The sequence below is a fragment of the Paraburkholderia sp. RL17-368-BIF-A genome (assembly GCF_046054045.1).
In the GTDB taxonomy this organism is placed as follows: domain Bacteria; phylum Pseudomonadota; class Gammaproteobacteria; order Burkholderiales; family Burkholderiaceae; genus Paraburkholderia; species Paraburkholderia graminis.
In genome coordinates this window covers 115,868-140,344 of the sequence record NZ_JARESN010000001.1, presented here as the reverse complement: position 1 = coordinate 140,344, position 24,477 = coordinate 115,868, and the positions used below count along the sequence as shown (strand labels likewise).

At 63.9% G+C, this 24,477-nt stretch carries 19 protein-coding genes; 14 read left to right on the top strand and 5 right to left on the bottom strand.

Annotated elements, in window-relative coordinates; all coding sequences use genetic code 11:
• Window positions 1–92 precede the first annotated feature (92 nt).
• Together P0D87_RS00570 and P0D87_RS00565 are read left to right on the top strand one after the other, a co-directional pair.
• Entirely contained in the window at window positions 93–1,259 is a 1,167-nt protein-coding gene (locus tag P0D87_RS00570) for an AAA family ATPase (protein ID WP_053859021.1), read from the top strand.
• Window positions 1,260–1,511: 252 nt separating this feature from the next.
• Window positions 1,512–2,579 carry a glycosyltransferase family 4 protein gene (locus P0D87_RS00565; RefSeq protein WP_006048984.1) on the top strand — a complete coding sequence of 356 codons (1,068 nt, stop codon included), beginning with the start codon at window positions 1,512–1,514 and terminating at the stop codon, window positions 2,577–2,579.
• A 379-nt stretch (window positions 2,580–2,958) separates the two neighbouring features.
• On the opposite strand, the gene P0D87_RS00560 is transcribed toward P0D87_RS00565, so the two are convergent.
• The 3 genes from P0D87_RS00560 to P0D87_RS00550 form a co-directional block, all read right to left on the bottom strand.
• Window positions 2,959–3,546: a BPSL1445 family SYLF domain-containing lipoprotein gene (locus P0D87_RS00560; RefSeq protein WP_006048985.1), complete on the bottom strand. Its 588-nt coding sequence runs from the start codon at window positions 3,544–3,546 to the stop codon at window positions 2,959–2,961.
• 369 nt (window positions 3,547–3,915) lie between these two features.
• On the bottom strand, window positions 3,916–4,368 hold the full coding sequence (locus P0D87_RS00555) for a hypothetical protein (protein WP_029968406.1): 453 nt from the start codon (window positions 4,366–4,368) through the stop codon (window positions 3,916–3,918).
• A 301-nt stretch (window positions 4,369–4,669) separates the two neighbouring features.
• A complete protein-coding gene (locus P0D87_RS00550) occupies window positions 4,670–4,963 on the bottom strand; it encodes a PsiF family protein (RefSeq protein WP_006048987.1) in 294 nt (97 codons plus the stop codon).
• A 467-nt stretch (window positions 4,964–5,430) separates the two neighbouring features.
• On the opposite strand from P0D87_RS00550, the gene P0D87_RS00545 reads away from it, so the two are divergent.
• A complete protein-coding gene (locus P0D87_RS00545; RefSeq protein WP_053858088.1) occupies window positions 5,431–5,727 on the top strand; it encodes a YciI-like protein in 297 nt (98 codons plus the stop codon).
• Between the two features lie 599 nt (window positions 5,728–6,326).
• Window positions 6,327–7,763: a DUF6566 family protein gene (locus P0D87_RS00540; protein ID WP_053858089.1), complete on the top strand. Its 1,437-nt coding sequence runs from the start codon at window positions 6,327–6,329 to the stop codon at window positions 7,761–7,763.
• 115 nt (window positions 7,764–7,878) lie between these two features.
• Here P0D87_RS00540 and P0D87_RS00535 read toward each other — a convergent pair whose 3' ends face one another.
• The gene (locus tag P0D87_RS00535; protein ID WP_114156118.1) at window positions 7,879–9,444 is read right to left on the bottom strand and encodes a mannose-1-phosphate guanylyltransferase/mannose-6-phosphate isomerase; all 1,566 of its coding nucleotides are present in this window, start codon (window positions 9,442–9,444) and stop codon (window positions 7,879–7,881) included.
• A 666-nt stretch (window positions 9,445–10,110) separates the two neighbouring features.
• On the opposite strand from P0D87_RS00535, the gene P0D87_RS00530 reads away from it, so the two are divergent.
• The 10 genes from P0D87_RS00530 (at window position 10,111) to P0D87_RS00485 (ending at window position 23,255) form a co-directional block, all read left to right on the top strand.
• Window positions 10,111–11,508 (top strand): undecaprenyl-phosphate glucose phosphotransferase, encoded by a 1,398-nt coding sequence (locus P0D87_RS00530; protein WP_006048991.1) that lies wholly within the window; start codon window positions 10,111–10,113, stop codon window positions 11,506–11,508.
• 31 nt (window positions 11,509–11,539) lie between these two features.
• Complete coding sequence (locus P0D87_RS00525; RefSeq protein ID WP_029968413.1) at window positions 11,540–13,012, top strand: UDP-glucose dehydrogenase family protein; 1,473 nt, start codon at window positions 11,540–11,542, stop codon at window positions 13,010–13,012.
• Between the two features lie 53 nt (window positions 13,013–13,065).
• A complete protein-coding gene (locus P0D87_RS00520; RefSeq protein ID WP_029968415.1) occupies window positions 13,066–13,503 on the top strand; it encodes an arsenate reductase/protein-tyrosine-phosphatase family protein in 438 nt (145 codons plus the stop codon).
• Window positions 13,497–14,732 carry a polysaccharide biosynthesis/export family protein gene (locus tag P0D87_RS00515; protein WP_029968417.1) on the top strand — a complete coding sequence of 412 codons (1,236 nt, stop codon included), beginning with the start codon at window positions 13,497–13,499 and terminating at the stop codon, window positions 14,730–14,732. Before P0D87_RS00520 ends, P0D87_RS00515 begins: the two co-directional genes overlap by 7 nt.
• A 43-nt stretch (window positions 14,733–14,775) precedes the next feature.
• A complete protein-coding gene (locus P0D87_RS00510; protein ID WP_053858091.1) occupies window positions 14,776–16,974 on the top strand; it encodes a polysaccharide biosynthesis tyrosine autokinase in 2,199 nt (732 codons plus the stop codon).
• A 61-nt stretch (window positions 16,975–17,035) separates the two neighbouring features.
• On the top strand, window positions 17,036–17,968 hold the full coding sequence (locus P0D87_RS00505) for a glycosyltransferase family 2 protein (protein ID WP_006048995.1): 933 nt from the start codon (window positions 17,036–17,038) through the stop codon (window positions 17,966–17,968).
• 85 nt (window positions 17,969–18,053) lie between these two features.
• Window positions 18,054–19,259 (top strand): glycosyltransferase, encoded by a 1,206-nt coding sequence (locus tag P0D87_RS00500; RefSeq protein ID WP_053859022.1) that lies wholly within the window; start codon window positions 18,054–18,056, stop codon window positions 19,257–19,259.
• 3 nt (window positions 19,260–19,262) lie between these two features.
• Complete coding sequence (locus tag P0D87_RS00495; RefSeq protein WP_053858092.1) at window positions 19,263–20,789, top strand: glucose-6-phosphate isomerase; 1,527 nt, start codon at window positions 19,263–19,265, stop codon at window positions 20,787–20,789.
• Window positions 20,786–22,015, top strand: a complete 1,230-nt coding sequence (locus P0D87_RS00490) for a glycosyltransferase family 4 protein (RefSeq protein WP_171799840.1) — start codon at window positions 20,786–20,788, stop codon at window positions 22,013–22,015. Before P0D87_RS00495 ends, P0D87_RS00490 begins: the two co-directional genes overlap by 4 nt.
• A 73-nt stretch (window positions 22,016–22,088) precedes the next feature.
• Window positions 22,089–23,255: a glycosyltransferase family 4 protein gene (locus P0D87_RS00485; RefSeq protein WP_006048999.1), complete on the top strand. Its 1,167-nt coding sequence runs from the start codon at window positions 22,089–22,091 to the stop codon at window positions 23,253–23,255.
• A 166-nt stretch (window positions 23,256–23,421) separates the two neighbouring features.
• Here P0D87_RS00485 and gmd read toward each other — a convergent pair whose 3' ends face one another.
• Window positions 23,422–24,465 carry a GDP-mannose 4,6-dehydratase gene (gene gmd / locus P0D87_RS00480; protein WP_029968426.1) on the bottom strand — a complete coding sequence of 348 codons (1,044 nt, stop codon included), beginning with the start codon at window positions 24,463–24,465 and terminating at the stop codon, window positions 23,422–23,424.
• Window positions 24,466–24,477: the final 12 nt, after the last annotated feature.

Below are 24,477 nucleotides of genomic sequence, written 5' to 3'. Positions count from 1 at the left end.
CGGCAATACGCAACCTTCAGCCTCGGGCAGCGGAGGTTGTCGGCCAGCAAGGCGTGCGTGCGCCCGCAAGCCTCGTATCTTCGGATGGCCGCGTGCTGAGTGCGCTCGCCATCGCGGGCTATCGGTCTTTGCGCGAACTGATCGTGCCGCTCGGCCGGCTGAACGTCATTACCGGCGCGAATGGCAGCGGCAAATCGAGCGTCTACCGTTCGCTGCGTCTGCTTGCGGAAACGGCGCGCGGCGGCGTGATTACGTCGCTCGCACGGGAAGGCGGCCTGCCGTCCACCTTATGGGCCGGTCCCGAACGCTTTTCGCGCGGCGTGCTGAGCGGCGAATTCGAGGTTGAACCCACGGCACGCAAGACGCCGGTGAGTCTCAGGCTCGGTTTCGCGGGCGAGCAGTTTAGTTATGCGATCGATCTCGGGCTGCCGCTGCTCAATAAGAGCACCCGTTTTATGCTCGATCCCGTCGTCAAGCGCGAATGCATCTGGAGCGGGCCGGTGCTGCGGCCGTCCGCATTGCTCGTCGACAGGCAGGGTCCGGCGTTACGCACGCGCGATGAAAGCGGCGAGTGGCAAACGGTGCCGCAGCCGGTTGCGAGTTTCGACAGCATGATGACGGAGTTCGCCGACCCGCGCTCCGCGCCCGAAATGATCGCGGTGCGCGAACAGATCCGCTCGTGGCGCTTTTACGATCACTTCCGGACCGACGTCGACGCCCCCGCGCGCATGCCGCAAGTCGGCACGCATACGCCGGTGCTCTCCGACGACGGCGCGGACCTCGCCGCCGCATTGCAAACCATCCGCGAAATCGGCGATTCGAGCGCGCTCGACGCTGCCATCGACGACGCGTTTCCCGGCTCGCGGCTCGACATCGCCTCGCAGGACGGCCGCTTCGAAGTGCTGATGCAGCAGCACGGCCTGCTGCGTCCGCTGAAGGGCGCGGAATTGTCGGATGGGACCTTGCGCTATCTGCTGCTGGTCGCCGCGCTGTTGACGCCGCGCCCGCCCGCGCTGCTGGTGCTGAACGAGCCTGAAACCAGTTTGCATCCCGATCTGCTGCCGGCGCTCGCGCGGCTGATCGCGCGGGCCGCCGCGCACTCGCAGGTCCTCGTCGTATCGCATGCAGCGCGGCTGATCGCGGCGCTCGAACGCGAGGACGCCAGCGAATCGCTGGTGCTGGAAAAGCATTTCGGCGCCACGCGTCTCGCGGACGCCGACGAGCGCGACATGCCGGCCTGGAAGTGGCCGTCGCGCTGAATCGCGCGACGCGATGCGGCGTTTATTTCGGTGCCAGGCGGCTTGTAAGCTGAATGTAACAGCGCCCAGGAAATGCAATAACGGGCGCTTTTTAGTCCCTGCCAGGGAATAATGCTCCGATGCCTATGGTGCGCGCGTGCTGCCGCGGTGCACTGATCGAAGACCGGCGCTCAAAAGGGCGCCACTGACGGCGCCGCAAAACGCGGCCTCGGAACAAGCCGGGCCACGAGCCGTCAGTTCACGGAGACAACTATGAAGATTGCGCAGATCGCCCCCTTGACCGAATCGGTGCCGCCGAAGCTATACGGCGGCACGGAGCGCGTCGTGTCGTACATCACCGAGGCGCTCGTCGAGCTCGGCCACGATGTGACGCTGTTCGCAAGCGGCGATTCCGTTACGAGTGCGAAACTGGAGCCGGTGTGGCCGCGCGCGCTGCGCCTCGACCCAGGCATTCGCGATCGCGTCGCGCCGCATATGTTGCTGATGGAACTGGTGCGCCGCCAGGCCGAGCAGTTCGACGTCCTGCATTTTCACCTCGACTATTACTCGTTCTCGGTGTTTCAGCGCCAGGACACGCCGTTCGTCACGACGATGCACGGCCGTCTCGACCTACCCGAACAGCAGCCGGTGTTCGACACGTTCAGCTCGGCGCCGGTAATTTCGATTTCGAATGCGCAGCGCCATCCGCTGCCGCAGGCGCGTTGGCTCACCACCGTCTATCACGGCTTGCCTGAGCATCTCTACACGCCGCAGCCGGTCGAGCAGAAGTACCTGGCATTTCTCGGCCGTATTTCGCCGGAAAAACGCGTCGATACGGCGATCCGCATTGCCGGTCGCTGCGGCATGCCGATTCGCATCGCCGCCAAGGTCGACGCCGCCGATCGCGAATATTTCGAGCGCGATATCCGGCCGCTGCTGGACTTGCCGTACGTCGAGTTCATCGGCGAAATCGCGGACAATCAGAAGGCGGAGTTTCTGTCGGGCGCGCATGCGCTGCTGTTTCCGATCGACTGGCCGGAGCCGTTCGGCCTCGTGATGATCGAGGCGATGGCGTGCGGCACACCGGTCGTCGCGTTCAACCGCGGCTCGGTGCCGGAAGTGCTCGAAGACGGGCTGACGGGCTTTATCGTCGAAGACGAGATCGGCGCGGTCGCGGCGGTCAACCGGCTGCACAAGATGTCGCGTGCGGGCGTGCGGCAGCGCTTCGAGGAGCGCTTCACGTCGCACCGGATGGCGCAGCAGTACGTGGATGCGTATCAGTCGGTGATTCGCGCGCAGAAGCGTTCGCGCTTCAAGGTGGTGGATAGCTCGGGGCGTTGATCGCGGCCAGTGGGCGCGCGGTGCTGCTGTCTCGTTTGCTCGCGCGATCAGACAAAGCGGGATTGAGCGAAAACAGTAGAGAGAAACGAAGCCGGCGCTCGTGGCGAGCGCCGGCTTTTTTACTGCGAGAGGCTGTGCCGCGTGTGCGGTGAGCCGATGCCGGCATAGCGCACTAGGCGCGCTCGCGGCAACTCAGTTGTCGCGATGGCTGCATTACTACGGTTGCGTTCCACAACCCTAGGCCCAGCGGGACACATTGCGTGTCCCGCCGCAAAGACGCTATCCCGCCTCAACCAACGCGGCGGCGGCTCGTCGAGCCATTGTCACGCTCACAGAGTCGGCCCGCGGACACAAACCGCCGGGGGCCAACCCTTCGGCGTCAAATCTTCAGGCGCGAAACCTTGGTGCCTTGCAACGACAGGTCGCCCATCAACCCGGCGTTGGTCAGCACGAAGACCTCGACCGGCGCGGTTGCCGTGTTCGAATCGATCGCGCCGTTCGCACCCATTTTCACGAGCGCAACGGAGGCGTCGCCGCCGACCGACCAGCCGTCGGCATTGCGGAATTTGTCGAGCGCATCCTGCGTCATGAACAGGAAGATGATGGCCTTCGATTGCGCGCCCGCCTGGAGCCCGAACGAGCCGGAAACCGTGCTGTAGTAGCCGACTGAGGTGCCGGCGACGCGCAGCGCGCCTTCGCCGTATTGCCCGCCGACGATGAAGCCCGCCTGCAGCACCGACGGGAACACCAGCACGCCGCGCGCCTTGGCGACGAGCTCGCGCGAACCCTTCACGGTCGTGTACAGCCGCGACATGGTGCCGTCGACGTCGGCGTCGATCGAGCGGCGTTTGGACGAATCGGTGGCGGCGGTGTCGTGGCCGCCGGTGTTGGTTGTGCAACCGGCGAGAGCAAGGCCTCCGAAAGCGAGCGCAGCGGTAGTCTTCAACATGAAGTGTCGTCTTTGCATCGTTTTTCTCCGTATGGTTCCGGGGCGCGACCGCGAACAAATCGCGCGGTCGCCTCTGAGTTATATCACACGGCACGCCAAAACGCGCCCTCGGTCGTAAGCCTCAAAGCCTTATGCGGCGGGGCTTTGAGGCAAATCGAAAAGAGTCTTCTGTAAATTTGACCGGTCGCCGGGCGACGCTCGCGGAGCGCATCAACGCGCAGAAAACGGGCCGCCGTGCTGCGGATCGCGCTCGGTCGAGCCGCCGGGCACGCGAGCCGAAATCGCCGGATTCGCCCATTTTTACCGACTCCAGCGCTTCGCATTTTCTGTCGCGATCGGCGCGAAACTGTTGTCTCGACGCCGCAAATCTGAAGTCAGATGCGCGCGCTATCCGCCGTGATTGGCCGGACTCTTGACCGCCGGTGGCCGCCTGAGCGCGCGGCGCACTGCGCCGATCAACACGCCGATAACAAACAGCGTGAGCGCCGGCACGATCCAGTAGCCGACGAACGCATGCCAGAGATAAGCCATCAGGGTGGAGCGGCGCACGCTGTATTCATTGCGGGCGTCCTGCTGACGCGGCGCGTTGGCCGCGAGCACGTCGGCGGGACAACCGGCGGCTTGCGCCTCTTCCGGCTTGCCGTGGCAGCGCGCGGGGGCGCCGGCCGCACGTTGCGCGTCGGTGAAATTCCAGGTGGTCAGCGCGCGGTCCAGGTCGACGGCGTTGTAGGCCATCTCCTCGCGAATCTCGCTGACAGCAACGATCGCCACGGGCACCGCCCAGAACACGATGACGACCAGCCACCGCCTCAACCAGCGGTTTTTATGCTTCGATACCATCCTTGCCTCCAATCGATGCTTTGCGGCATCAACGACAAGATGGCGGCCCGTATGAATGTTGTGTGGGGTGGGCCGTCTCCGCAGCCATCATAGAAGAAAAACAGCGCGTTCGGGCGAGAGGACTGTGAAGGGCGGGCGAAGCGGGGAACGGAAAAGCGTAGGGGGTGTGGTGCGAAAGATCGCACACGAGAGCCCGATGCGAGAGTCCGATGCGAACCGCATGCGCCGCGCGAAGTGCGCGGCGCATGGTCGAGCGTGCTGGAAACCCGCCTGGTCGAATCTGGTTGGGTTTAAGCCAAGTTCAGTTAGCCGGCGCCGACGACAGGCAGCTCTTCATGAACGCCTTGCGATCGTCGCCTTTCTTGCCGGTGGCTTGCGTGTTGCATACCTTCATCTTGTCCTGCTGGCTCATCGGCGCGGCGGCCGGTTTCGCCGACAGGCACGTCTTCATGAACGCCTTGCGCTCGTCGCCTTTTTTGTCGCCGGCCTGCTTGTTACAGTCGGCCATCTTCGTCTGCTGGCTGTTCTGCGCGAATGCCGGCGAAACGAGGACGGCGCCGAGTACCAGGGAAGCGATTGCGGATTGGATTTTCATGTGACACTCCATCGGTGTGGAAACGTTTTTGGTCTTCATGCACGTGGGCGTCGACGGGATCCGGCATCCGGCCCTCGGCAAGTCCATTATGGCAAATGCTGTCTGCATCAACGGTCAAAAGCGCGTTTGCGTTGACAGCCGCGCCCGCTGGTTTTCCCTGATCAGGCGGAGTGAGTGCGTATTTCAGGTCGATTGGCGTTGAATTGCAGCGAATCCGGACACGCGATTATGTTATGCATTGCAGATTAATCGATGATGCAATCGGACTGCAATTCGCTACCGTATCGCCCACTGCGAGCGGTTGAAAAATTCGCGCTGCATTGTTTTTCTGCATTGTCCATTTGCTGCGGTAGCACATGAATGGCAATTGGTAAGGAAATTCGCAGGGAAATCCTTAACGGCTATTGACAGGTTGCCGTGTCCGTTCACCACCGGCACCGTAGTGTTTTTTTAAGGAGGAATTCGTCATGCACTATCTATTGATCTATGACCTCGTGCCCGACTATCTGGAACGGCGTGGTGAGTACCGCGATGCGCATCTGAAACTCGCATGGGAAGCGGCGGGGCGCGGCGAACTGATGCTGGGCGGTGCGCTGACCGAACCGGTCGACACGGCCATGCTGCTTTTTAACAGCGAGACGCCTCGCGTCGCCGAAGCCTTCGCCCAGGCAGATCCGTACGTGCGAGCGGGGCTTGTTACACGCTGGCGCGTACGCGAATGGAAAACCGTGGCGGGCGAGGGCGCGGCGAATCCCGTGCGCTAGCCGTTCCACAAACCACGCAGGCGACGCCTCAAGCGAGCGGCTCGCCTGCGTTGCCACATCGATGTCATCAAGCGTTGGCACCGTTGACTCGATGCGCGCGCAACGAACCTGCCGCACCGGCAGACAGACAAAGAATGCCTGAATTATTGCGCCGTGATGCGGTCGAATTCGGGCGGCTTATTCGGCGTGTCTGCCGCATTTTTTAGCAGGCCTTTAGCGCGCATTGGCTGTGCTCTTTCGCGGGCTGTCGAGTGGGCAATAGCTATTCCGTCGCTATCGCATGAAGCATTTCCGTTACGGCATGACGTGAATTAAGCGAGTGAAAAGCATAAGTTTGTTTCTATCCGTAACACTTGTCTCGCCGATATTCACGCAAACCCTGGTGATGGTATGCTTCGTGCACAATTCTCCCATGCACGAGTGAGACCACGTTTTGTGCTTCGCAACAGGGATAAACCGCACTAACACAGGGCGGGGTTGACCAGCCAACAGAACGTACAAGACATATTTGTGCAACCGAGGGTGACACACGGATCGTGAAGGCTGAATCCGTGGTCCACCCAAAGCCGCGGCCCGGCCAGGCTGCGTGGAGAAAATCCATGTTTTTCGATGAGCTAAGCAATGACGAATGGGCGCTGCTATCTGCGCTTGTCTCCGATGAGCCGGCCGTCCGTCTGAACCGACGTGGGCGGCCTCGCGCCGACCCACGTGTCGTGGCCAATGCGGTTTTGTGGATCCTCACTACCGGAGAGCCCTGGTCGAAGCTGCCAGGCCGTTATCCGTCGGGGCCCACTTGCCGGCGCCGTTTCGAGGAATGGCAACTGAACGGCACGCTGCTCGAGATGGTTCGGCTTCTGTCCAGAACAGGGCGCACGTTCGCCTACGTGCCGCAACCGGCGCCGCCCGTCGCCGCCAAACCCGCGGCGCCTGTCGCGGATACAACCAGCATGCGTGACGAGAGTCCGCGCGGCGTGTCGTGGAAAAGCCCCGAGTCGTGGCAGGCGCCCGGCACGAACGGCCACGCGGCCAACGCGCTGCACGAGGCTCAGGCGTCGCACGCGCGGCCCTGGCGTTCGGCCGATCCGATCGCGGATATCACGCGTCAACTGGCGGGTTTCGACCACGCCGCGCCCGTCGTCGCGCAGGATCGGCAAGATGCCTACGCTGCACAAGCCGCACATGCCATCGCGCGTGCGCCGGCTTTGCCGACTCCATCGGTCGCTTATGCGCCGCGCCCGGCGCTGCGTGCCGACTTGCGCGCGATGAACGAAGCCGGCGCGGTCGGTGCCGCGATGCAGGGCTTGGACGCGGCCATTGCATCGGCGCGCGGAATCTCGGGAGCGGCGCTGCAACGCAGCCCGCTGTCGACGGCTCTCGCGCCGCGCGGGCGGCAAGTCGCCGAACGGCACGGCTATCTGATCTACGTCGCCGCCGAGCGGGTGCCGAACGCGATGTATCGCGCATGGGCGGAGATCATGAAGGACGGCAAGCGCGTCGAGCGTTCCGGCCTCGTCGGCCCGCGCTTTACGGACGCCGAGGCGGCCGAGCATTATGCGTTCGAGTGGGCTGCGCAGTGGATCGATCGTGAATGCGCGATGCAGGCCGCGGCCTATGCAGCGCCGCAGGTACGGGCACCGCAAGCGTACGGCGCGCCGATGCATGGGCAGATGCACAAGCCCGTGTACACGTCGGACGTGTCTGCCGCTCACTCGCCGTATACCGCGCCGCCGGCTCGTCCGATGGCGGCGGGCATGCGTCATGTGCCCGAGTCCGTCGCCGCGCATCATGGAGCGCCGTTGCATGGTCCGTTGAATGCGTTTCGCGGACCGCTGCGGCGCTACACGAGCGAACCCGCCGCGGCTGCTGTCGGCAGTGCGGTGAGTGGCGGGATGACTAGCGCAAACGCATCAGCCAATGCAGCATCAGGCGCGGGCGCAGCACCAGGCGCAGCAACCGCAACGCCCGCCAATCCAGCCGCAGCAGATCGAGCAGAACGTTATCCGTCGTACACAGAACTCATCTCCCACGCGGGATGAGCACGCAGCACCCCGCGGCAGTCTGGAGCAACCGCCGCAGGATCCCGCTTCATTCGCTGTGATTCAACGCTGTTCCCGCAACCGACCTCGCGTGCCTGATGTGTGACCCAGGGCTTTACTGGCGTCCGTACGTGTCGTCGAAGCGCACGATATCGTCTTCGCCGAGATACGAGCCGGATTGCACCTCGATCATTTCGAGCGGCATCTTGCCCGGGTTCTCGAGACGGTGCGTGACGCCGAGCGGGATATAAGCCGATTCGTTTTCGGAGACGATAAAGCGCTCTTCACCTCGCGTGACGAGCGCGGTGCCGCGCACGACGATCCAATGTTCGGCGCGGTGATGATGCATTTGCAGCGAGAGGCGAGCGCCCGGCTTCACGACAATGCGCTTCACCTGGAAACGCTCGCCGGTATCGACGGAATCGTAATTGCCCCACGGGCGATGCACCTTGCGATGATTGGCCGCTTCGATGCCGCCTTCGCTGCGAATGCGGCCCACGATTTTCTTCACGTCCTGCACGCGCGATTTGTCGGCGACGAGAATCGCGTCCGCCGTTTCGACGACGACGAGATCCTGCGTGCCCACGCAGGCGATCAGGCGTCCTTCCGAATGCGCGAAGGTGGAGGAGGCGCCTTCGAACATCACGCGCCCGCGGCCCACGTTCTGCTCCGCGTCTTTCTCGGAGATGTCCCAGATCGCGTCCCACGAGCCCACGTCCGACCAGCCCGCCTGCAATGGCACGACCACGCCCGAGGCCGCGCTTTGGTCCTGGCCGAGTTGCTCCATCACGGCGTAGTCGATCGAATTGGACGGCGACGCGCTGAACGCATCGCGTTGCAGGCGGAAGAAGTCGCCGTCCGCCTTGCCGCCCGCGTAGGCCGCTTCGCAGGCGTCGTGAATGGCCGGCTGAAAGTGGCGGATCGCCTTCAACCACGTCGATGCGCGCATGATGAAAATGCCGCTGTTCCACCAGTATTCGCGCGATTCGACATAGCGTTGCGCGAGTTCGAGATGCGGCTTTTCGACGAAGCGATCGAGCTTGTGCGCGGTGACCGAAGCACTCGCATCCACAGCGTCAGCCGCTTGCGTTTCATCAGGATTACCAGGCGTACCGATAGCCGCGCCAATGCGGATGTAGCCGTAGCCCGTTTCCGCGCGCGTCGGCACGATGCCCATTGTGACGATCTGACCCGCCGCCGCATGCTGCACGCCCGCGGCGACTGCGGCGTGAAAGCCTTCGAGATCGGTGACCGCGTGATCCGCGGGCATCACCACCATGATGCCGTCCTCGTCCTGCGCAGCAATGGATAGCGCGGCCACAGTCAGCGCCGGCGCCGTATCGCGGCCTACCGGTTCGAGAATCAGGCGAGTCGGTTTGCCGCTCGTGCGCAATTGCTCGGCGGTCGTGAAGCGTTGTTCCTCGTTGGCCACCACGACGAGTTGCCCGGCGAGCGGATAGCCGGCCTCGAGCGCGTCGAGACGGCGCGTGGTGGACTGCAGCAGCGAGTCTTCGCCGAGCAGGCCGATCAACTGCTTGGGATGCTGTTCGCGCGACATCGGCCACAACCTCGTGCCTGAGCCGCCCGCGAGAATGACGGGATGAACCTTCAGTTTGACGTGCGCGGACGTCGTCTGGGTGGGCCGGGTGTCGGCGGACGTGGCCGTAACCGGAGCGGTCATGATGGACTCCTCGGGACTGGATGGATGCGTCCAGTTTTATCACGAAGACCGAAATGAATAAAAGCCCGTTAATTGGAAACTATATATAAGCCGAATAGAGCTAACGTCTTGATGAACAAAAAATGTCGCGGCTATTTTATAAAAAGAAAAATTATGCGGAAATTAACGGCGGGCTATTTTTTTACCGCGGCGCCTGCACGAGAATTATGACGGCGCAAGCCCGCGCGGGCATCGCCGGAAAGCGACAGAAAGGCCGCCGTTACTCGTCATGAAGGCGCAAAAGCATGGTCAAAGCCGCTATTCCGGTAAAAACACCCCACAAAATTCACAAAAAATTCCGAAATTTTGACCGATACATTTTGAGATTTTTGCAGCCTTGCGGCGCGAATTTTAATAACGCTTTATCTATACCTGTAGAAGGACATTCACTCATTCCGAGACACGTTTTTCGCCGCGGCCGAGCGTCCGGTTTAGCAAAGCGGAAAGCGTAATTGCAATTAGCACGGCTTCAATCGGATTCGCGTCGGGCAATTCATTTGCCGGCGCGGCTGCTGGCGTTTTTGCGTGCCGCCCAATCGACCGGGCAGCGCGTTCCAAGCGGCCGGCGGATGCACGCAACGGACTAACAGCAGGATGGCACTTGACTGACGAACTGAGGGGCAGCACATGCTGAGCGTTCTATCGAGACTGATCGACATCGCGATGGTCGCGCTCGGCGCCGCGATCGCGGCGGCCGTGCACAACGGAGAAGTCGTGTGGCTGGACGACATGCAAAGCGTGTCGCTCGCCTTCGACGTGCTGCTCGTCGTCGTGTTCTTTCCCGCGCTCGGCATCTATCAGTCATGGCGCGGCAAGCCGCTCTACGACCTGCTGTGCCGCGTCGCGGGCGGCTGGGCGATGGTCGAAGTCACCGGCGTGCTGATCAGCTTCAGCCTGCATCGCGCGGACAGTCTGTCGCGGCTGTGGCTCGTCTATTGGGCGGCCGCGACCATCGTGCTGCTGATCGTCACGAAGGTGATCGTCTACTCGATTCTGCGCGGGCTGCGCCGCGAAGGCTTCAATCAGCGCGCGGTGGCGATCGTCGGCGGCGCACCGTATGGGCGCTTTCTGATCCAGCAGATGCGCAGCCGTCCGGACGCCGGCTTCAGCCCCGTCGTGGTGTTCGACGAGAACGGCACGATCAACCCCTATGAAGATCCCGACGCGGCCGCCGCGATAGAAGGCGTGCCCGTCGAACGCGACTATCAGCGCATGATCCAGCTCGTGCGCCAACGCGCGATCCGCGAATTGTGGCTCGCGCTGCCTATTTCGAAGGAAAAGGAAATACATCGCATTGTGATGGATCTGCGCAACGACTTCGTGAACATCCGCTTCATTCCGGACGTGCGCAGCCTCACGCTCTTCAATCAGCCGATGGTGGAACTGCTCGGCGTGCCGGCGATCAATCTCGCGGCTTCGCCGATCACCGATTTGCGCGTGCTGCCCAAGCGCATCTTCGACCGGCTGTTCGCGCTCGCCGCGTTGACCGCGCTCGCGCCGCTGATGCTCGGAATCGCGGTGCTCGTCAAGCTCAGCTCGCCGGGTCCGGTGTTCTTCCGCCAGAAGCGCAAGGGCATCGACGGAAACGAGTTCGAGATCTACAAATTCCGCTCGATGAAAGTGCACAAGGAAGAGGCCGGCAAGATCACGCAGGCCACGCGGCGCGATCCGCGCATCACCGCGGTCGGCGCATTCCTGCGGCGCACGAGCCTCGACGAGCTGCCGCAATTCATCAACGTGCTGCGCGGCGAGATGTCGGTGGTCGGGCCGCGTCCGCATGCGCTCGAACACGACGACATCTACAAGGATCTGGTGAAGGGCTACATGCACCGCTACCGGATCAAGCCGGGCATCACCGGATGGGCGCAGATCAACGGCTATCGCGGCGAAACCGACCGCATCGAAAAAATGATGGGCCGCGTCAAGCTCGATCTGTACTACATGCAGCACTGGACCTTCTGGCTCGACATCAAGATCGTCGTGCTGACGCTGTGGAAGGGCTTTGTCGGCAGCAACGCATATTGAACACTCACTCCAAACTCCTGCGAGGTAATACATGAACCTGACGATCATCGGTAGCGGCTACGTAGGCCTCGTGACGGGCGCATGTCTGGCCGACATCGGCCACGACGTGTTCTGTCTCGACGTCGACCGGCGCAAGATCGACGTGCTCAACGGCGGCGGCGTGCCGATTCACGAGCCGGGCCTGCAGGAGATCATCGCGCGCAATCGCAAGGCCGGACGCCTCACGTTCTCGACCGACGTCGAAGCGGCGGTCGCGCACGGCGACATCCAGTTCATCGCGGTCGGCACGCCGTCGGACGAAGACGGCTCGGCGGATCTGCAATACGTGCTCGCCGCGGCACGCAATATCGGCCGCCACATGACGGGCTTCAAGGTGATCGTCGACAAATCGACGGTGCCGGTCGGCACGGCTTCACGCGTTCGCGACGCGATCGCCGAAGAGCTTGCCGCGCGCAACCTCAGTCACATGTTCTCGGTGGTGTCGAACCCGGAGTTCCTGAAAGAGGGCGCGGCAGTGGAAGACTTCACGCGGCCCGACCGCATCGTGCTCGGTTGCGACGAAGACGTGCCCGGAGAAAAGGCGCGCGAATTGATGAAGCGCCTCTATGCGCCGTTCAACCGCAATCGCGAACGCACGCTGTACATGGACGTGCGCTCGGCCGAATTCACCAAGTACGCGGCCAACGCGATGCTCGCCACGCGCATCTCGTACATGAACGAGCTGGCGAATCTCGCCGACCGCGTCGGCGCGGACATCGAGGCCGTGCGCCGCGGCATCGGATCGGACCCGCGCATCGGCTACGACTTCCTGTACGCGGGCTGCGGCTACGGCGGTTCGTGCTTCCCCAAAGACGTGCAGGCGCTGATCCGCACAGCCGCCGATCACCACGCGAACCTGCGCATTCTCGAAGCCGTGGAAGCGGTCAACGACACGCAGAAGAAAGTGCTCGGTCAGAAGATCGTCGCGCGTCTCGGCGAGGACCTGTCCGACCGCACGTTCGCTGTGTGGGGCCTCGCGTTCAAGCCGAATACCGACGACATGCGCGAAGCGCCGAGCCGCCCGCTGATTGCCGAACTGCTGCGCCGCGGCGCGCGCGTGAAGGCGTACGACCCGGTCGCAATCGACGAATCGAAGCGCGTGTTCGCGCTCGATCTGAAGGACGTGCCGCAGCAGCACGCGCGTCTGCAGTTCGTGAACGAAGAGATGGAAGCAGCGCAAGACGCCGACGCGCTCGTGATCCTGACCGAGTGGAAAGTCTTCAAGAGCCCGGACTTCAATGCGCTCAAAACGATGCTGAAAACGCCGCTTATTTTCGACGGCCGCAATCTGTACGAACCGGACGCGTTGCTCGAACTCGGCATCGAGTATCACGCGATCGGACGCCAGCATGCGCTGCGCAATGCGCCCGCAAGAGTCGGCGTGAACGGCCTGCCGCCCGTGCATGGCGATACGCACGGCGGTACGCAAGCGGATGCGCTCGCCGTGGCCCAGGCCGGCCAATAAGCCTGCCTGTCACGCCGCCCGCCCGCACTACGCGCCTCATCCCGGAGCCCGACATGTTCGCCAATGTTCTGATCGTCTGCCACGCCAACGTGTGCCGTTCGCCGGCCGCCGAAATGCTGTTCAAGGCGCGCCAGGCGTCGGCGTCCATCGCGTTTCATTCGGCGGGCATTCGCGCGATGAACGGCCACGGCATGGACCCGGTGATGCGGCGCCTGCTCGCCGAGCGCGGCGTCGCATCCGGCGCGCATCACTCGCGGCGGCTTGACCGCCGGCTCGTGCGATCCGCCGATCTCGTGCTCGTGAGCGAGCGCGCGCAGATCGGCGAAGTCGAAGCACTCGATCCGGCTTCGCGCGGCAAGGTCTTTCCGCTCGGCAAGTGGGAAGACCTGGCCGACGTCGCCGATCCGCACGGCGGCGAGGAATCCGCTTACAGGGAAAGTCTCGTGCTCATCGAACATCTGGTCATGGGATGGCTGAAAAAAATATGCTGATGAAAACACTCGCTACACCTACATTCGCGAACCCGAAAACGAAGCTGATCACGAAGTTCGCCGCCACGCTTTTGCTGACGTCCTTTCTGTCGGCCTGCGCCACCGCACCGGGTAATTACCTCGACACGTCGCGTCTGAAAGACGACGGCCAGCACCAGAGTCAGAGCCAGTCCGCCGAAACCTATCCGGTCCATGTGATCGACGCGAGCGTCGTCGCCGCCCAGGCGCAGGCCGAAGCCAGCGCACCGCCGCGTCCGTTGCCGACCTCGACCTTCAGCGATCCTTCGCAGTACGTCTACCGGCTGTCGCCGCAAGACATTCTCGGCATCACCGTGTGGGATCACCCCGAATTGACCACGCCGCAGGGCAGCACGCTGTCGGCGGGCGGCACCAGCACGCAGACCATCGCCGGCGCGTTGCAGCAGCCGTACACGGCCGCGTTGCCGGGCCAGGCCGATCCGTACGGCCAGACCGTCGCCGCGGACGGCACCATCTATTTCCCGTTCGTCGGCCGCATCATGGCCGCGGGCAAGACCGTCGGCGAGTTGCGCGATCAGCTTGCGCGCGGCCTCGTGCGCTATATCCGCAATCCGCAAGTCGATGTGCGCGTGCTGTCGTATCGCGGCCAGAAAGTGCAGGTCACCGGCGAAGTCAAAACGCCGGGTCCGCTCGCGGTCAGTGACGTGCCGCTCACGCTCGTCGATGCGCTCACGCGCTCGGGCGGCACGACTGCCGACGCCGACATCCAGCGCGTGCGCCTCACGCGCAACAAGACGCTTTACGTGCTCGACGCGAACCGCATGCTCGATGCGGGCGACACCACGCAGAACGTGATGCTGCAAAACGGCGACGTCATCAACGTGCCGGACCGCAGCAACAGCCGCATCTTCGTGATGGGCGAAGTGAAGACGCCGATTCAGGTGCCGATGCTCAAGGGCCGTCTGACGATCGCGGACGCGCTCACGCAAGCCGGCGGCATTCTCGACACCGACGCCAATCCGCGGCAGATCTTCGTGATGCGCGGCATGCGCGAGCATCCGACCACGCCGGACGTGTACCGCCTCGACATGACGCAGCCCGACGCGATCATGCTGTCCGCGCAGTTCCAGTTGCAGCCGCTCGATGTCGTGTATGTGGGCACCGCCGCCTCGACCACGTTCAACCGCGTGTTGCAGCAGGTGTTGCCGAGCGTGCAGACGCTGTTCTACCTGAAGCAACTGACGCGCTAACCAGATACGGGATCGAACTGTGAGCAATCAAATCTCTCCACACATGACCGGCCCGATCAGGACCGAAGAAGAGGACGTGGTCCTCGGGCAACTGGTGCAGGTGATCCTCGACGACATCTGGTGGCTCATCGCGATCGCGGCGGCGGTCGTCGCGATTGCCGGCGCGTATTGCGTGCTCGCCAAGCCGATCTATTCGGCCGATGCGCACGTGCGCGTCGAGCAGGCCGACAACACGTCGCAGGCGCTCACGCAAACGCAGACCGGCGCCGCGATCACGAGCGGCTCCAGTTCGCTGCCGACCGACGCCGAGATCGAAATCATCAAGAGCCGCGGCGTGGTGGCGCCGGTCGTCGAGCAGATGAAGCTGAACTTCAGCGTCACGCCGAAAACGCTGCCGCTGCTCGGCAGCATCGCCGCGCGCGTCGCGACGCCTGGCGAGCCGGCGAAGCCGTGGCTCGGCTTGTCGTCGTATGCATGGGGCGGCGAGGTCGTCGATGTCGATTCGATCGACGTGCTGCCCGCGCTCGAAGGCCAGAAGCTGACCATGAAGGCGCTCGACGGCGGCCGCTACGAACTGCGCGCGGAGAACGGCGCGTTGCTGCTGCGCGGTCAGGTCGGGCAGCAGGCGCAAGGCGGCGGCGTGACGATGCTGGTCAGCAAGCTGGTCGCGCGTCCGGGCGAGGAATTCACCGTGATGCGGGCGAACGATCTCGACGCGATTAGCGCGTTTCAATCCGCGATCAGCGTGCAGGAGCAGGGCAAGCAGACCGGCGTGATCCAGATTTCACTCGAGGATAAAAACCCCGAGCATGCCGCGCTGGTCGCCAACGCGCTCGCGCAGTCGTATGTGCGTCAGCACATCGCGAACAAGCAGTCCGATGCAAGCAAGATGCTCGACTTCCTGAAGAGCGAAGAGCCGCGCCTGAAGTCCGATCTCGAACGCGCCGAGGCCGCGCTGACCGCGTATCAGCGTCAGTCCGGTTCGATCAACGCGAGCGAGGAGGCGAAGGTTTATCTCGAAGGCAGCGTGCAGTACGAACAGCAGATTGCCGGCTTGCGGCTCCAGATGGCGCAGCTCACCGAACGTTACGGCGACGACCATCCGATGCTGAAGGCCGCGCGCGAGCAGATGGCCGAATTGCAGGCGCAGCGCACGAAATACGCAGACCGTTTCCGCGATCTGCCGGCCACCGAGGTCAAGGCCGTGCAGTTGCAGCGCGACGCGAAGGTCGCGGAAGACATCTACGTGCTGCTGCTCAATCGCGTGCAGGAGTTGTCGGTGCAGAAGGCGGGCACCGGCGGCAACGTGCATATCGTCGACGCCGCGCTGCGTCCCGGATCGCCGGTCAAGCCGAAGAAGGCGCTGATCCTGTCGGCGGCGACGATTCTCGGGCTGATCGCGGGCACCGGCTTCGTGTTCCTGCGCCGCAATATGTTCAAAGGCATCGACGACCCCGAGCATATCGAGCGCGCATTTCGTCTGCCGGTGTTCGGCCTTGTGCCGATGAGCGCCGAGCAGACGCTGCTCGAAAACGGATTCGCGCGCGGCGGCGAACGCCTGCGTTCCGTGCTCGCCAATGCGCGGCCGAAGGACGTCACCGTGGAGAGTCTGCGCAGTCTGCGCACGTCGATGCAGTTCACGATCATGGATGCAAAGAACCGCATCGTCATGCTCACAGGACCGATGGCGGGCGTCGGAAAGAGCTTCCTCACGGTCAACCTCGCCGTGCTGCTCGCGCATTCGGGCAAGCGCGTGCTGATGATCGACGGCGACATGCGCCGCGGTGTGCTCGAACGCTACCTCGGCGGCACGCAGGAAAACGGCTTGTCGGAATTGCTGAGCGGTCAGATTTCGCTGGAGGAGTCGATCCGCGCGTCGGAGATCGAGAACCTCAGCTTTATCTCGTGCGGGCGCCGTCCGCCGAATCCGTCCGAATTGCTGATGTCGCCGCGTTTGCCGCAATACCTCGACGCCCTCGCAAAACGCTACGACGTGATCCTGATCGACACGCCGCCGGTGCTCGCGGTGACCGATGCGTCGATCATCGGCGCGTATGCAGGCTCGACGTTCTTCGTGATGCGTTCGGGCATGCACAGCGAGGGCGAGATCATCGACTCGCTCAAGCGTCTGCGCGGGGCCGGCGTGCATGTGCAGGGCGGCATCTTCAACGGCATGCCGGCGCGCGCTCGCGGCGGCTATGACCGCAGTTACGCGGCGGTGCAGGAATATCTGAGCACCTAACCGTAACGGCCTCGGCTAGCGAAACGCATCGCATCAAGGACTCAGCAACAAGGACATCGCAATGAAAGTGACGGTACTGGTTCCGACTTACCGCCGCCCGGCCGACCTCGCGCGTTGCCTCGCGGCGCTGCAACGGCAGTCGCGCGCGCCCGACGAAGTCGTGGTGGTTGCTCGCGCCGACGACGACGCGACGCATACCTGTCTGCGCGATCCGGCGGTGCCGGGCAAGCTGCCGCTATCGGTGGCGCTCGTCGACGTGCCCGGCCAGGTGGCCGCGCTCAATCGCGGACTAGACGCCGCGAGCGGCGACGTGATCGCCATCACCGACGACGACGCCGCGCCGCATCCCGACTGGGTGCAGCGCATCGCCGCTGCGTTCGAAAGCGATGCGCGGCTCGGCGCGCTCGGCGGCCGCGACTGGGTGCACGAAAAAGGCCGCGTGCTCGACGGCGAGCGGCCATTGGTCGGCAAGGTCACCGCGCACGGCAAGATCATCGGCAATCATCATCTCGGCGTGGGTGGCGCACGCGAAGTCGACATCCTGAAGGGCGCCAACATGAGCTATCGGCGCGACGCGGTGCGCAACATCCGTTTCGATGCACGGCTGCGCGGCGCGGGCGCCCAGGTTCACAACGACATGGCGTTCAGCCTCGCGGTCAAGAACGCCGGCTGGAAGCTGATGTACGACCCGCGCGTGGCGGTCGATCATTTCCCCGCCGAACGTTTCGACGACGACCGCCGCGACGCGCAGACCATGGCCGCGTTGCGCAACGCCGCGTTCAACTTCCATCTGATTCTGCGCGACCAGTTGCCGCCGCTGCGCCGCGAAACCGCATGGTGGTGGTGGACGCTCGTCGGCACCAAGGTGTATCCGGGGCTCACGCATGCGGCGCTCGCGCTGCTGTCGAAACAGGCGCGTTTGAAGCTCTCGCGCTGGCGCGCGGTGCGAACCGGCGCGCACGAGGCGCGGCGCGCGCTGTCGCGGACCGCGTGAAGCGGCGGTTCATGCAAGCGGCACGCAGCGGGTTGGACGCGTGGGCATCGGCATCGGCATCGGCATCGGCAAAGGGAATCTCTACATGACTACCAAGGTTCACGTTCATCTGTTTTACGGCGCCGATCCGCGTTTCTATCGACCGGGCGACAACATCGGTTGCCTGTACGGCTATCACCACGCCGAGTCCGACGCGTTCGCGCTCAGCTATTCACAAGACGCGCGCGAAAGCAAACCGGTGCGCCTCGCGCGCCGCGCACTGAAGGCGGCGTTCGGCTTCGATTTCATTCACACGTGGCGCAATCGCGCGGACGTGCTGAATGCCGACGTGATCTGGACGCACACCGAACAGGAATGGCTTTCCGCCGCGCTGATGCTTCTGCTGAGCGGCCGCAAGGCCGGCGCGAATGCGTCGCCGCTGCTGCTTGCGCAAAGCGTGTGGCTGCTCGACAAGTGGCCTTCGTATGGCATCGTGCGTCGCTGGCTGTATCGCAAGCTGATGACTCGCGCCGATCAGTTGACCACGCTCGCCAGCGAGAACGCCGCGCTGTGCAAGCGCTATTTCGATCGCGACGCCAGGCCGTTGCTCTACGGTCTGAACACGCGCGACTTCCCCGTGAAGACGCCGACCGAATGGAAGCCGCATTCGCCGATCCGCATCGCCGCGATCGGCAACGACCGCGACCGCGACTGGGAGACGCTCATCAAGGCATTCGGCAACGACGCGCGCTACACGGTGAAGCTCGCCACGCGTCGCCGGATTCCTGCTTCGCTGCGCGCGCCGAACGTCGAGATCGCGCTGTTCTCCGGCATCAAGAAACAGCATGAGTTGTATGACTGGGCCGATGTGATCGTCGTGCCGCTGCGGCCGAATACGCACGCGTCGGGCATTACGGTGATGCTCGAGGCGGCGGCGGTCGGCAAGCCGATGGTCGTGACCAACGTCGGCGCGTTGCAGGATTATTTTCCGGCGAGTGAGGCCTTCTACATTCCGCCATTCAATCCGCCCGCGTTGCGCGATGCCGTCGATCAGCTCGCCGCCGCGCCAATGGATGCACTGCGCCAGGCGCAAGCGGCGGCGACCGGTCTGCTCGCGCGCGATCTCACGACCGAGCACTACGCGATGCAGCATGTACGCATCACGCAGGAGATGCTGCGTGCACGCGCTGGAGTGCGCGGCCGGGGCGCGCAGAGCGCCGACGCGGACAAGGCCGCGAGCAAGGCCGCGAATAACGCCGCAAGCAGGCAAGCGCAGGCCGGCGCCGCGCAAGAATCGCGCGGAGGTCTGTAAGCGATGTCGATGTTCCCGCGAGCGGACTTTCCGCCTCCGCCTGGCATACCCGGCATGTCCAGCGCTGTAGAGGCGGCGGCCGGGCAGGGCGCAAGGCGAGCGCGCCGCGAATGGCTACCATCGGCGATGCTCTGGCTCATCACGGCGGTGCTGATCGTCGCGCATCAAGGCACGGTGTTGACGCTCGCGTTTCCCGTTCTCGCGATTCTCACGGGCCTGTGGCTCTACTTCAAGAGTCCCGCGCGCTACATCGGCTTCATGTGGTGGCTGTGGTTCCTGAGCCCGGAAGTGCGGCGTCTCGCCGACTGGTCCAAAGGCTCGTTCACGCCGACGAGCCTGATCCAGGTCGCGCCGCTCGCGGTCACGATGATCAGCGCACTCTCGCTATTGCGCTACTACCGCCTGCTCGGCCAGCGACGCGGTCTGCCGGTGCTGCTGATCCTGCTCGGCCTCGTCTATGCGTACCTCGTCGGCGTGGTGTCGAGCGGCCCGCTCGCGGCCACCTACGACCTCGCGAACTGGCTCTATCCGATCCTGATCGGCTTTCACATCATGGCGAACACGCGCCAGTATCCGCAGTATCGCGACATCATCGTCAACACGTTTATCTGGGGCATGCTCGTGATGGGCGGCTACGGCCTGATCCAGTTTTTCATCATGCCGCAGTGGGACGCGCTGTGGATGCTCGGCTCGCAGATGAACTCGCAAGGCGATCCCGTGCCGATGGGCGTGCGCGTCTTCAGCACGATGAATTCGTCAGGACCGTTCGCGTTCGCGATGATGGGCGCGATGGTCTACGTGATGGCCGCCACGCATCGCGTGCGCTGGGTCGCGGCAGCGCTCGGCTTCTTCTCGTTTGCGCTGAGCCTCGTGCGCTCCACATGGGGCGGTTGGGTGATCGCGCTGCTGATCCAGTTGATCAAGTCGAACAACAAGGTGCGCTTGCGGATCGTCGCGAGCGCGGTGCTGCTTGCGGGGTTATGCGTGCCGCTGCTCGCGGTCGGTCCGGTGGCCGAGCGGATGCAGGCGCGTCTGTCGACCATCGTCAATCTAAACGACGACCAGAGCTATGCCGCGCGCAACGAGTTCTACGCGACCTTCGCGAAGACCGCCTTCACCGATGTCTCCGGCGAAGGCATGGGCGCGACCGGCACGTCGACGAAACTCTCGAACGACGGCGGCCAACTCGGCCAGTACGGCAACTTCGATAGCGGCGTGATGAACATACCGTTCGTGCTGGGATGGCCCGGCACGCTGCTCTATATGTCGGGCATCGTGTGGCTGCTCACGCGCGCGGTGCTCGCGTCGTTCAGATTGCGCCACGACAAATACGTGTCCGCGTGCCTGAGCCTGTGCCTCGCGACCTTCGCGATGCTCGTGTTCACCAATTCGCTGGTCGGCACCGGCGGACTGCTGCTTTTCATGAGCGTTTTTTCGATTCTTTCCGCGGTGCATTACGACAAGATCAACCGCGTCAACGCGGTCAATAGCCCATCGCGCACGCCAATTTTTCACGGAGGCACTGATTGAGAGTCGCCATTGTCACGCACGTTGTGCGCCATAACGACGGCCAGGGGCGCGTCAACCACGAGATCGCGCGCGCGGCGCTCGACGAAGGCATCGGCGTGACGCTGATCGCTTCGCATGTGGCGCCCGATCTGCTCGTTCATCCGAATGTCCGCTGGGCGCCGATCAAGATCGGCCGCTGGTGGCCCACCAATCTGCTGCGCCAGCAGGTGTTCGCGTTCAAGAGCGCGCTGTGGCTGCGCGCGCATCGCCGCGAATACGACGTGCTGCATGTGAACGGCTTCATTACGTGGATGCCCGCCGACGTCAACACGTCGCACTTCGTGCATAGCGGCTGGCTCGGCAGCAAGTACTACCCGTTCGGGCTGCTGAAGGGCGTGTGGTCCGCGTATCAGTCGATCTATACGCGCTGCAATGCGCTGCTCGAGCGCTGGGCATACCGGCGCTCGAAGGTGATCACGGCGGTCTCGCAGAAGGTCGCCGACGAAATCCGCGCGATCGGCCTCACGCCGGATAACCGTGTGGACGTGATCTATAACGGCGTCGATACGCAGGGCTTTGCGGCGGCCACCGGCGATCGCGCAAAATTCGGTCTGCCTGCCGATGCGTTCCTGCTGCTGTTCGTCGGCGATCTGCGCACGCCGCGCAAAAACCTCGGTACGGTGCTGGCTGCGCTCAAACATTTGCCCGAGCATGTGCATATCGCGGTGGCCGGTTTCCTGCCGGGCAGTCCTTATCCGGACGAAGCGAAGGCGCTCGGCATCGCGCATCGCGTGCATTTTCTCGGGCTCGTGAAAGAGATGCCCGTGCTGATGCATTCCGTCGATGCGTTCGTGTTTCCATCACGTTATGAGGCAATGAGCCTGTCGCTGCTCGAAGCGATGGCCGCGGGTCTGCCGGTCGTGACCGCGCGCACCGCGGGCGGCGCCGAGATCATCACGCCGGAGTGCGGCATCGTGCTCGACGATCCCGACGATCCGCGCCTGCTTGCTGCCGCAGTCGCGCGCCTTGCCGCCGACGACGACGCGCGCCGCAACATGGGCACAGCCGCCAACGAACTTGCGACCGGCTTCGGCTGGGCGCGCATGGCCGCGCAATACATTGCGCTGTATCGGCAGCTCGAAGGGCAGCAGAAAAATCGCCGGCGCAGCGATGCCGACGCGGCGGCGGTCGCGAAGACCGACGCGCTGACGCTCAACTCGCTGGCCGGGCACAAGAGCGGCGAATGAAGCGACGGCGCGTCGGACACGCGACCATCGCAATCCAACGAATACCTCACGAAATCGACAAGGGGCAATGACAATGACGACGAGCTCAATCAAATCGCTGCAGATCGGGATGCACTGGTTCCCCGAGCGCGCGGGCGGCCTCGACCGCATGTATTACTCGCTGGTCGGCGCGCTGCCGGGCGCGGGCGTCGCGGTGCGCGGCGTCGTGGCCGGCTCGCCGAAAGTGGCCGCCGATACCGGCGGTGCGATCAACGGCTTCGGTTCGGCCGGGCAATCGCTGCCATTGCGCTTGATGGCCGCACGCCGCGCGCTGCGCGAGGAGATCGGCCGCTCGCGTCCCGACGTGATCTCGTCGCACTTCGCGCTCTATACGTTTCCTGGGCTCGACGTGACGCGCGGCATTCCGCAGGTCTCGCATTTTCAGGGACCGTGGGCGGACGAGAGCCATGTCGAAGGCGCCGATTCGCTCGGCCAGCGCGCGAAGCGTTATCTCGAGCAGTCCGTGTATGCGCGTTCGTCGCGGCTCATCGTCTTGTCGGAGGCGTTCGGCAAGATTCTGACTTCGCGTTATCGCATTTCGCCGGACCGTGTGCGCGTGGTGCCGGGTTGCGTCGACGTCGAGCAATTCAATCTGCCGATCACACCGGCCGAAGCGCGCCTGAAGCTGCAATTGCCGCAGGATCGTCCGATCGTGCTGGCGGTGCGGCGTCTCGTGCGGCGCATGGGTCTGGAGGATCTGATCGATGCGGTCAAGCTGCTGAAGGCGGCCCATCCGGACGTGCTGCTGCTGATCGCGGGCAAGGGGCGTCTCGCGGACGAATTGCAGGCGCGCATCGACGAGGCCGGTTTGCAGGACAACGTGAAGCTGCTCGGCTTCGTGCCCGATCAGCATCTCGCGGCGTTGTATCGTGCGGCGAATATCAGCGTGGTGCCGACGGTGGCGCTCGAAGGCTTCGGGCTCATCACGGTCGAATCGCTCGCGTCGGGCACGCCGGTGCTGGTGACGCCGGTCGGCGGCTTGCCGGAAGCGGTGGCGGGGCTGTCGCCCGATCTCGTGTTGCCGGAGACGGGCGCGCAAGCCATCGCGGCGGGTCTCGCAGGTGCGCTAAGCGGCAGGCTGAAGCTGCCGGACGCCGACGCGTGCCGGCGCTATGCGCGTGAGAACTTCGATAACTCGGTGATCGCGAAGCGCGTGGCTGCGGTTTATGGGGAGGCTATTGGGGCCGGTGGGGTGCATTGAGGCGTGCACTGAGGTTTGCCCTGTACGTGCGTGAAGAATGAGAAAAGCGCCGGCTCTTGCACAAGAGACCCGGCGCCTTTTTTCACGCGGCGATTTTTTCGTGGCCGCGCGTCATAGCGGCATTCGCGCCTGCATCGTCCGCGATACAGACTCGAACGGCAGCGGTCTAGAACGTCTCCTGATGCTCATTCCGCCCAAGATCCGCGTGAACCATCATGTGACACAGTTGCTCGAGACTCGTCCGCGGCTCCCAGCCTAGCTTCTCGCGCGCCTTGTCCGCGCAGCCGATCAGCAGATCCACTTCGGCCGGCCGGTAGAACTTCGGATTCACGCGCACGAGCGTCTTGCCGGTCGCCACGTCGATACCCGTTTCGCGCTCTTCCTTGCCCGACCATTCGAGTTGATAACCGGCCGCTGCGAACGCCATGCGCACGAAGTCGCGGACCGTTTCAGTGCGGCCCGTCGCGAGCACGAAGGTGTCGGGCTCGTCGGCTTGCAGCATGCGCCACATGCCTTCCACATATTCAAGCGCGAAGCCCCAGTCGCGTTTCGCGCCGAGATTGCCGAGCTCCAGCACGTCCTGCTTGCCGAGCTTGATCTTCGCGACGGTGTCGGTGATCTTGCGCGTCACGAACTCGCGGCCGCGCAGCGGCGATTCGTGATTGAACAGAATGCCGCTGCTCGCAAAGAGACCATACGACTCGCGATAGTTGATCGTCGACCAATGCGCGAACAGCTTCGCCACGCCATACGGACTGCGCGGATAGAAGGGCGTGTCCTCGCGTTGCGGCACCGCCTGCACGAGCCCGAACATTTCCGACGTCGACGCCTGGTAATAACGCATCTTCGGATTGAGGATGCGGATGCCTTCGAGCAGATTCAGCGCGCCGATGCCGGTCACCTCGGCGGTCGTCACCGGCTGATCGAACGAGACGCCCACGAAGCTTTGCGCGGCGAGGTTATACAGCTCGTCGGCCTGCGCGCCTTCGAGCAGACGCAGCGTCGAGCCGAGATCGGTCAGATCGTGCTCGACGAGACGCAGATTCGGATGATCGAGCACGCCCAGCTCGCGCATGCGCCAGAAGTTGACGGAACTCGTGCGCCGGTAGGTGCCGGTCACGTGATAGCCCTTGTCGAGCAGCAGCTTGGTCAGATAGGCGCCGTCCTGTCCGGACACACCGGTGATGATCGCTTTGCGTGGTTGGCTCATAGCTTGCCTTCG

Excerpts from the sequence above, each read along its gene's own strand:
- P0D87_RS00565 (WP_006048984.1), top strand. The coding sequence starts at position 1,512 with ATGAAGATTGCGCAGATCGCCCCCTTGACCGAATCGGTGCCGCCGAAG.
- P0D87_RS00560 (WP_006048985.1), bottom strand. The coding sequence starts at position 3,546 with ATGCAAAGACGACACTTCATGTTGAAGACTACCGCTGCGCTCGCTTTC.
- P0D87_RS00555 (WP_029968406.1), bottom strand. The coding sequence starts at position 4,368 with ATGGTATCGAAGCATAAAAACCGCTGGTTGAGGCGGTGGCTGGTCGTC.
- P0D87_RS00550 (WP_006048987.1), bottom strand. The coding sequence starts at position 4,963 with ATGAAAATCCAATCCGCAATCGCTTCCCTGGTACTCGGCGCCGTCCTC.
- P0D87_RS00545 (WP_053858088.1), top strand. The coding sequence starts at position 5,431 with ATGCACTATCTATTGATCTATGACCTCGTGCCCGACTATCTGGAACGG.
- P0D87_RS00540 (WP_053858089.1), top strand. The coding sequence starts at position 6,327 with ATGTTTTTCGATGAGCTAAGCAATGACGAATGGGCGCTGCTATCTGCG.
- P0D87_RS00535 (WP_114156118.1), bottom strand. The coding sequence starts at position 9,444 with ATGACCGCTCCGGTTACGGCCACGTCCGCCGACACCCGGCCCACCCAG.
- P0D87_RS00530 (WP_006048991.1), top strand. The coding sequence starts at position 10,111 with ATGCTGAGCGTTCTATCGAGACTGATCGACATCGCGATGGTCGCGCTC.
- P0D87_RS00525 (WP_029968413.1), top strand. The coding sequence starts at position 11,540 with ATGAACCTGACGATCATCGGTAGCGGCTACGTAGGCCTCGTGACGGGC.
- P0D87_RS00520 (WP_029968415.1), top strand. The coding sequence starts at position 13,066 with ATGTTCGCCAATGTTCTGATCGTCTGCCACGCCAACGTGTGCCGTTCG.
- P0D87_RS00515 (WP_029968417.1), top strand. The coding sequence starts at position 13,497 with ATGCTGATGAAAACACTCGCTACACCTACATTCGCGAACCCGAAAACG.
- P0D87_RS00510 (WP_053858091.1), top strand. The coding sequence starts at position 14,776 with ATGACCGGCCCGATCAGGACCGAAGAAGAGGACGTGGTCCTCGGGCAA.
- P0D87_RS00505 (WP_006048995.1), top strand. The coding sequence starts at position 17,036 with ATGAAAGTGACGGTACTGGTTCCGACTTACCGCCGCCCGGCCGACCTC.
- P0D87_RS00500 (WP_053859022.1), top strand. The coding sequence starts at position 18,054 with ATGACTACCAAGGTTCACGTTCATCTGTTTTACGGCGCCGATCCGCGT.
- P0D87_RS00495 (WP_053858092.1), top strand. The coding sequence starts at position 19,263 with ATGTCGATGTTCCCGCGAGCGGACTTTCCGCCTCCGCCTGGCATACCC.
- P0D87_RS00485 (WP_006048999.1), top strand. The coding sequence starts at position 22,089 with ATGACGACGAGCTCAATCAAATCGCTGCAGATCGGGATGCACTGGTTC.
- gmd (WP_029968426.1), bottom strand. The coding sequence starts at position 24,465 with ATGAGCCAACCACGCAAAGCGATCATCACCGGTGTGTCCGGACAGGAC.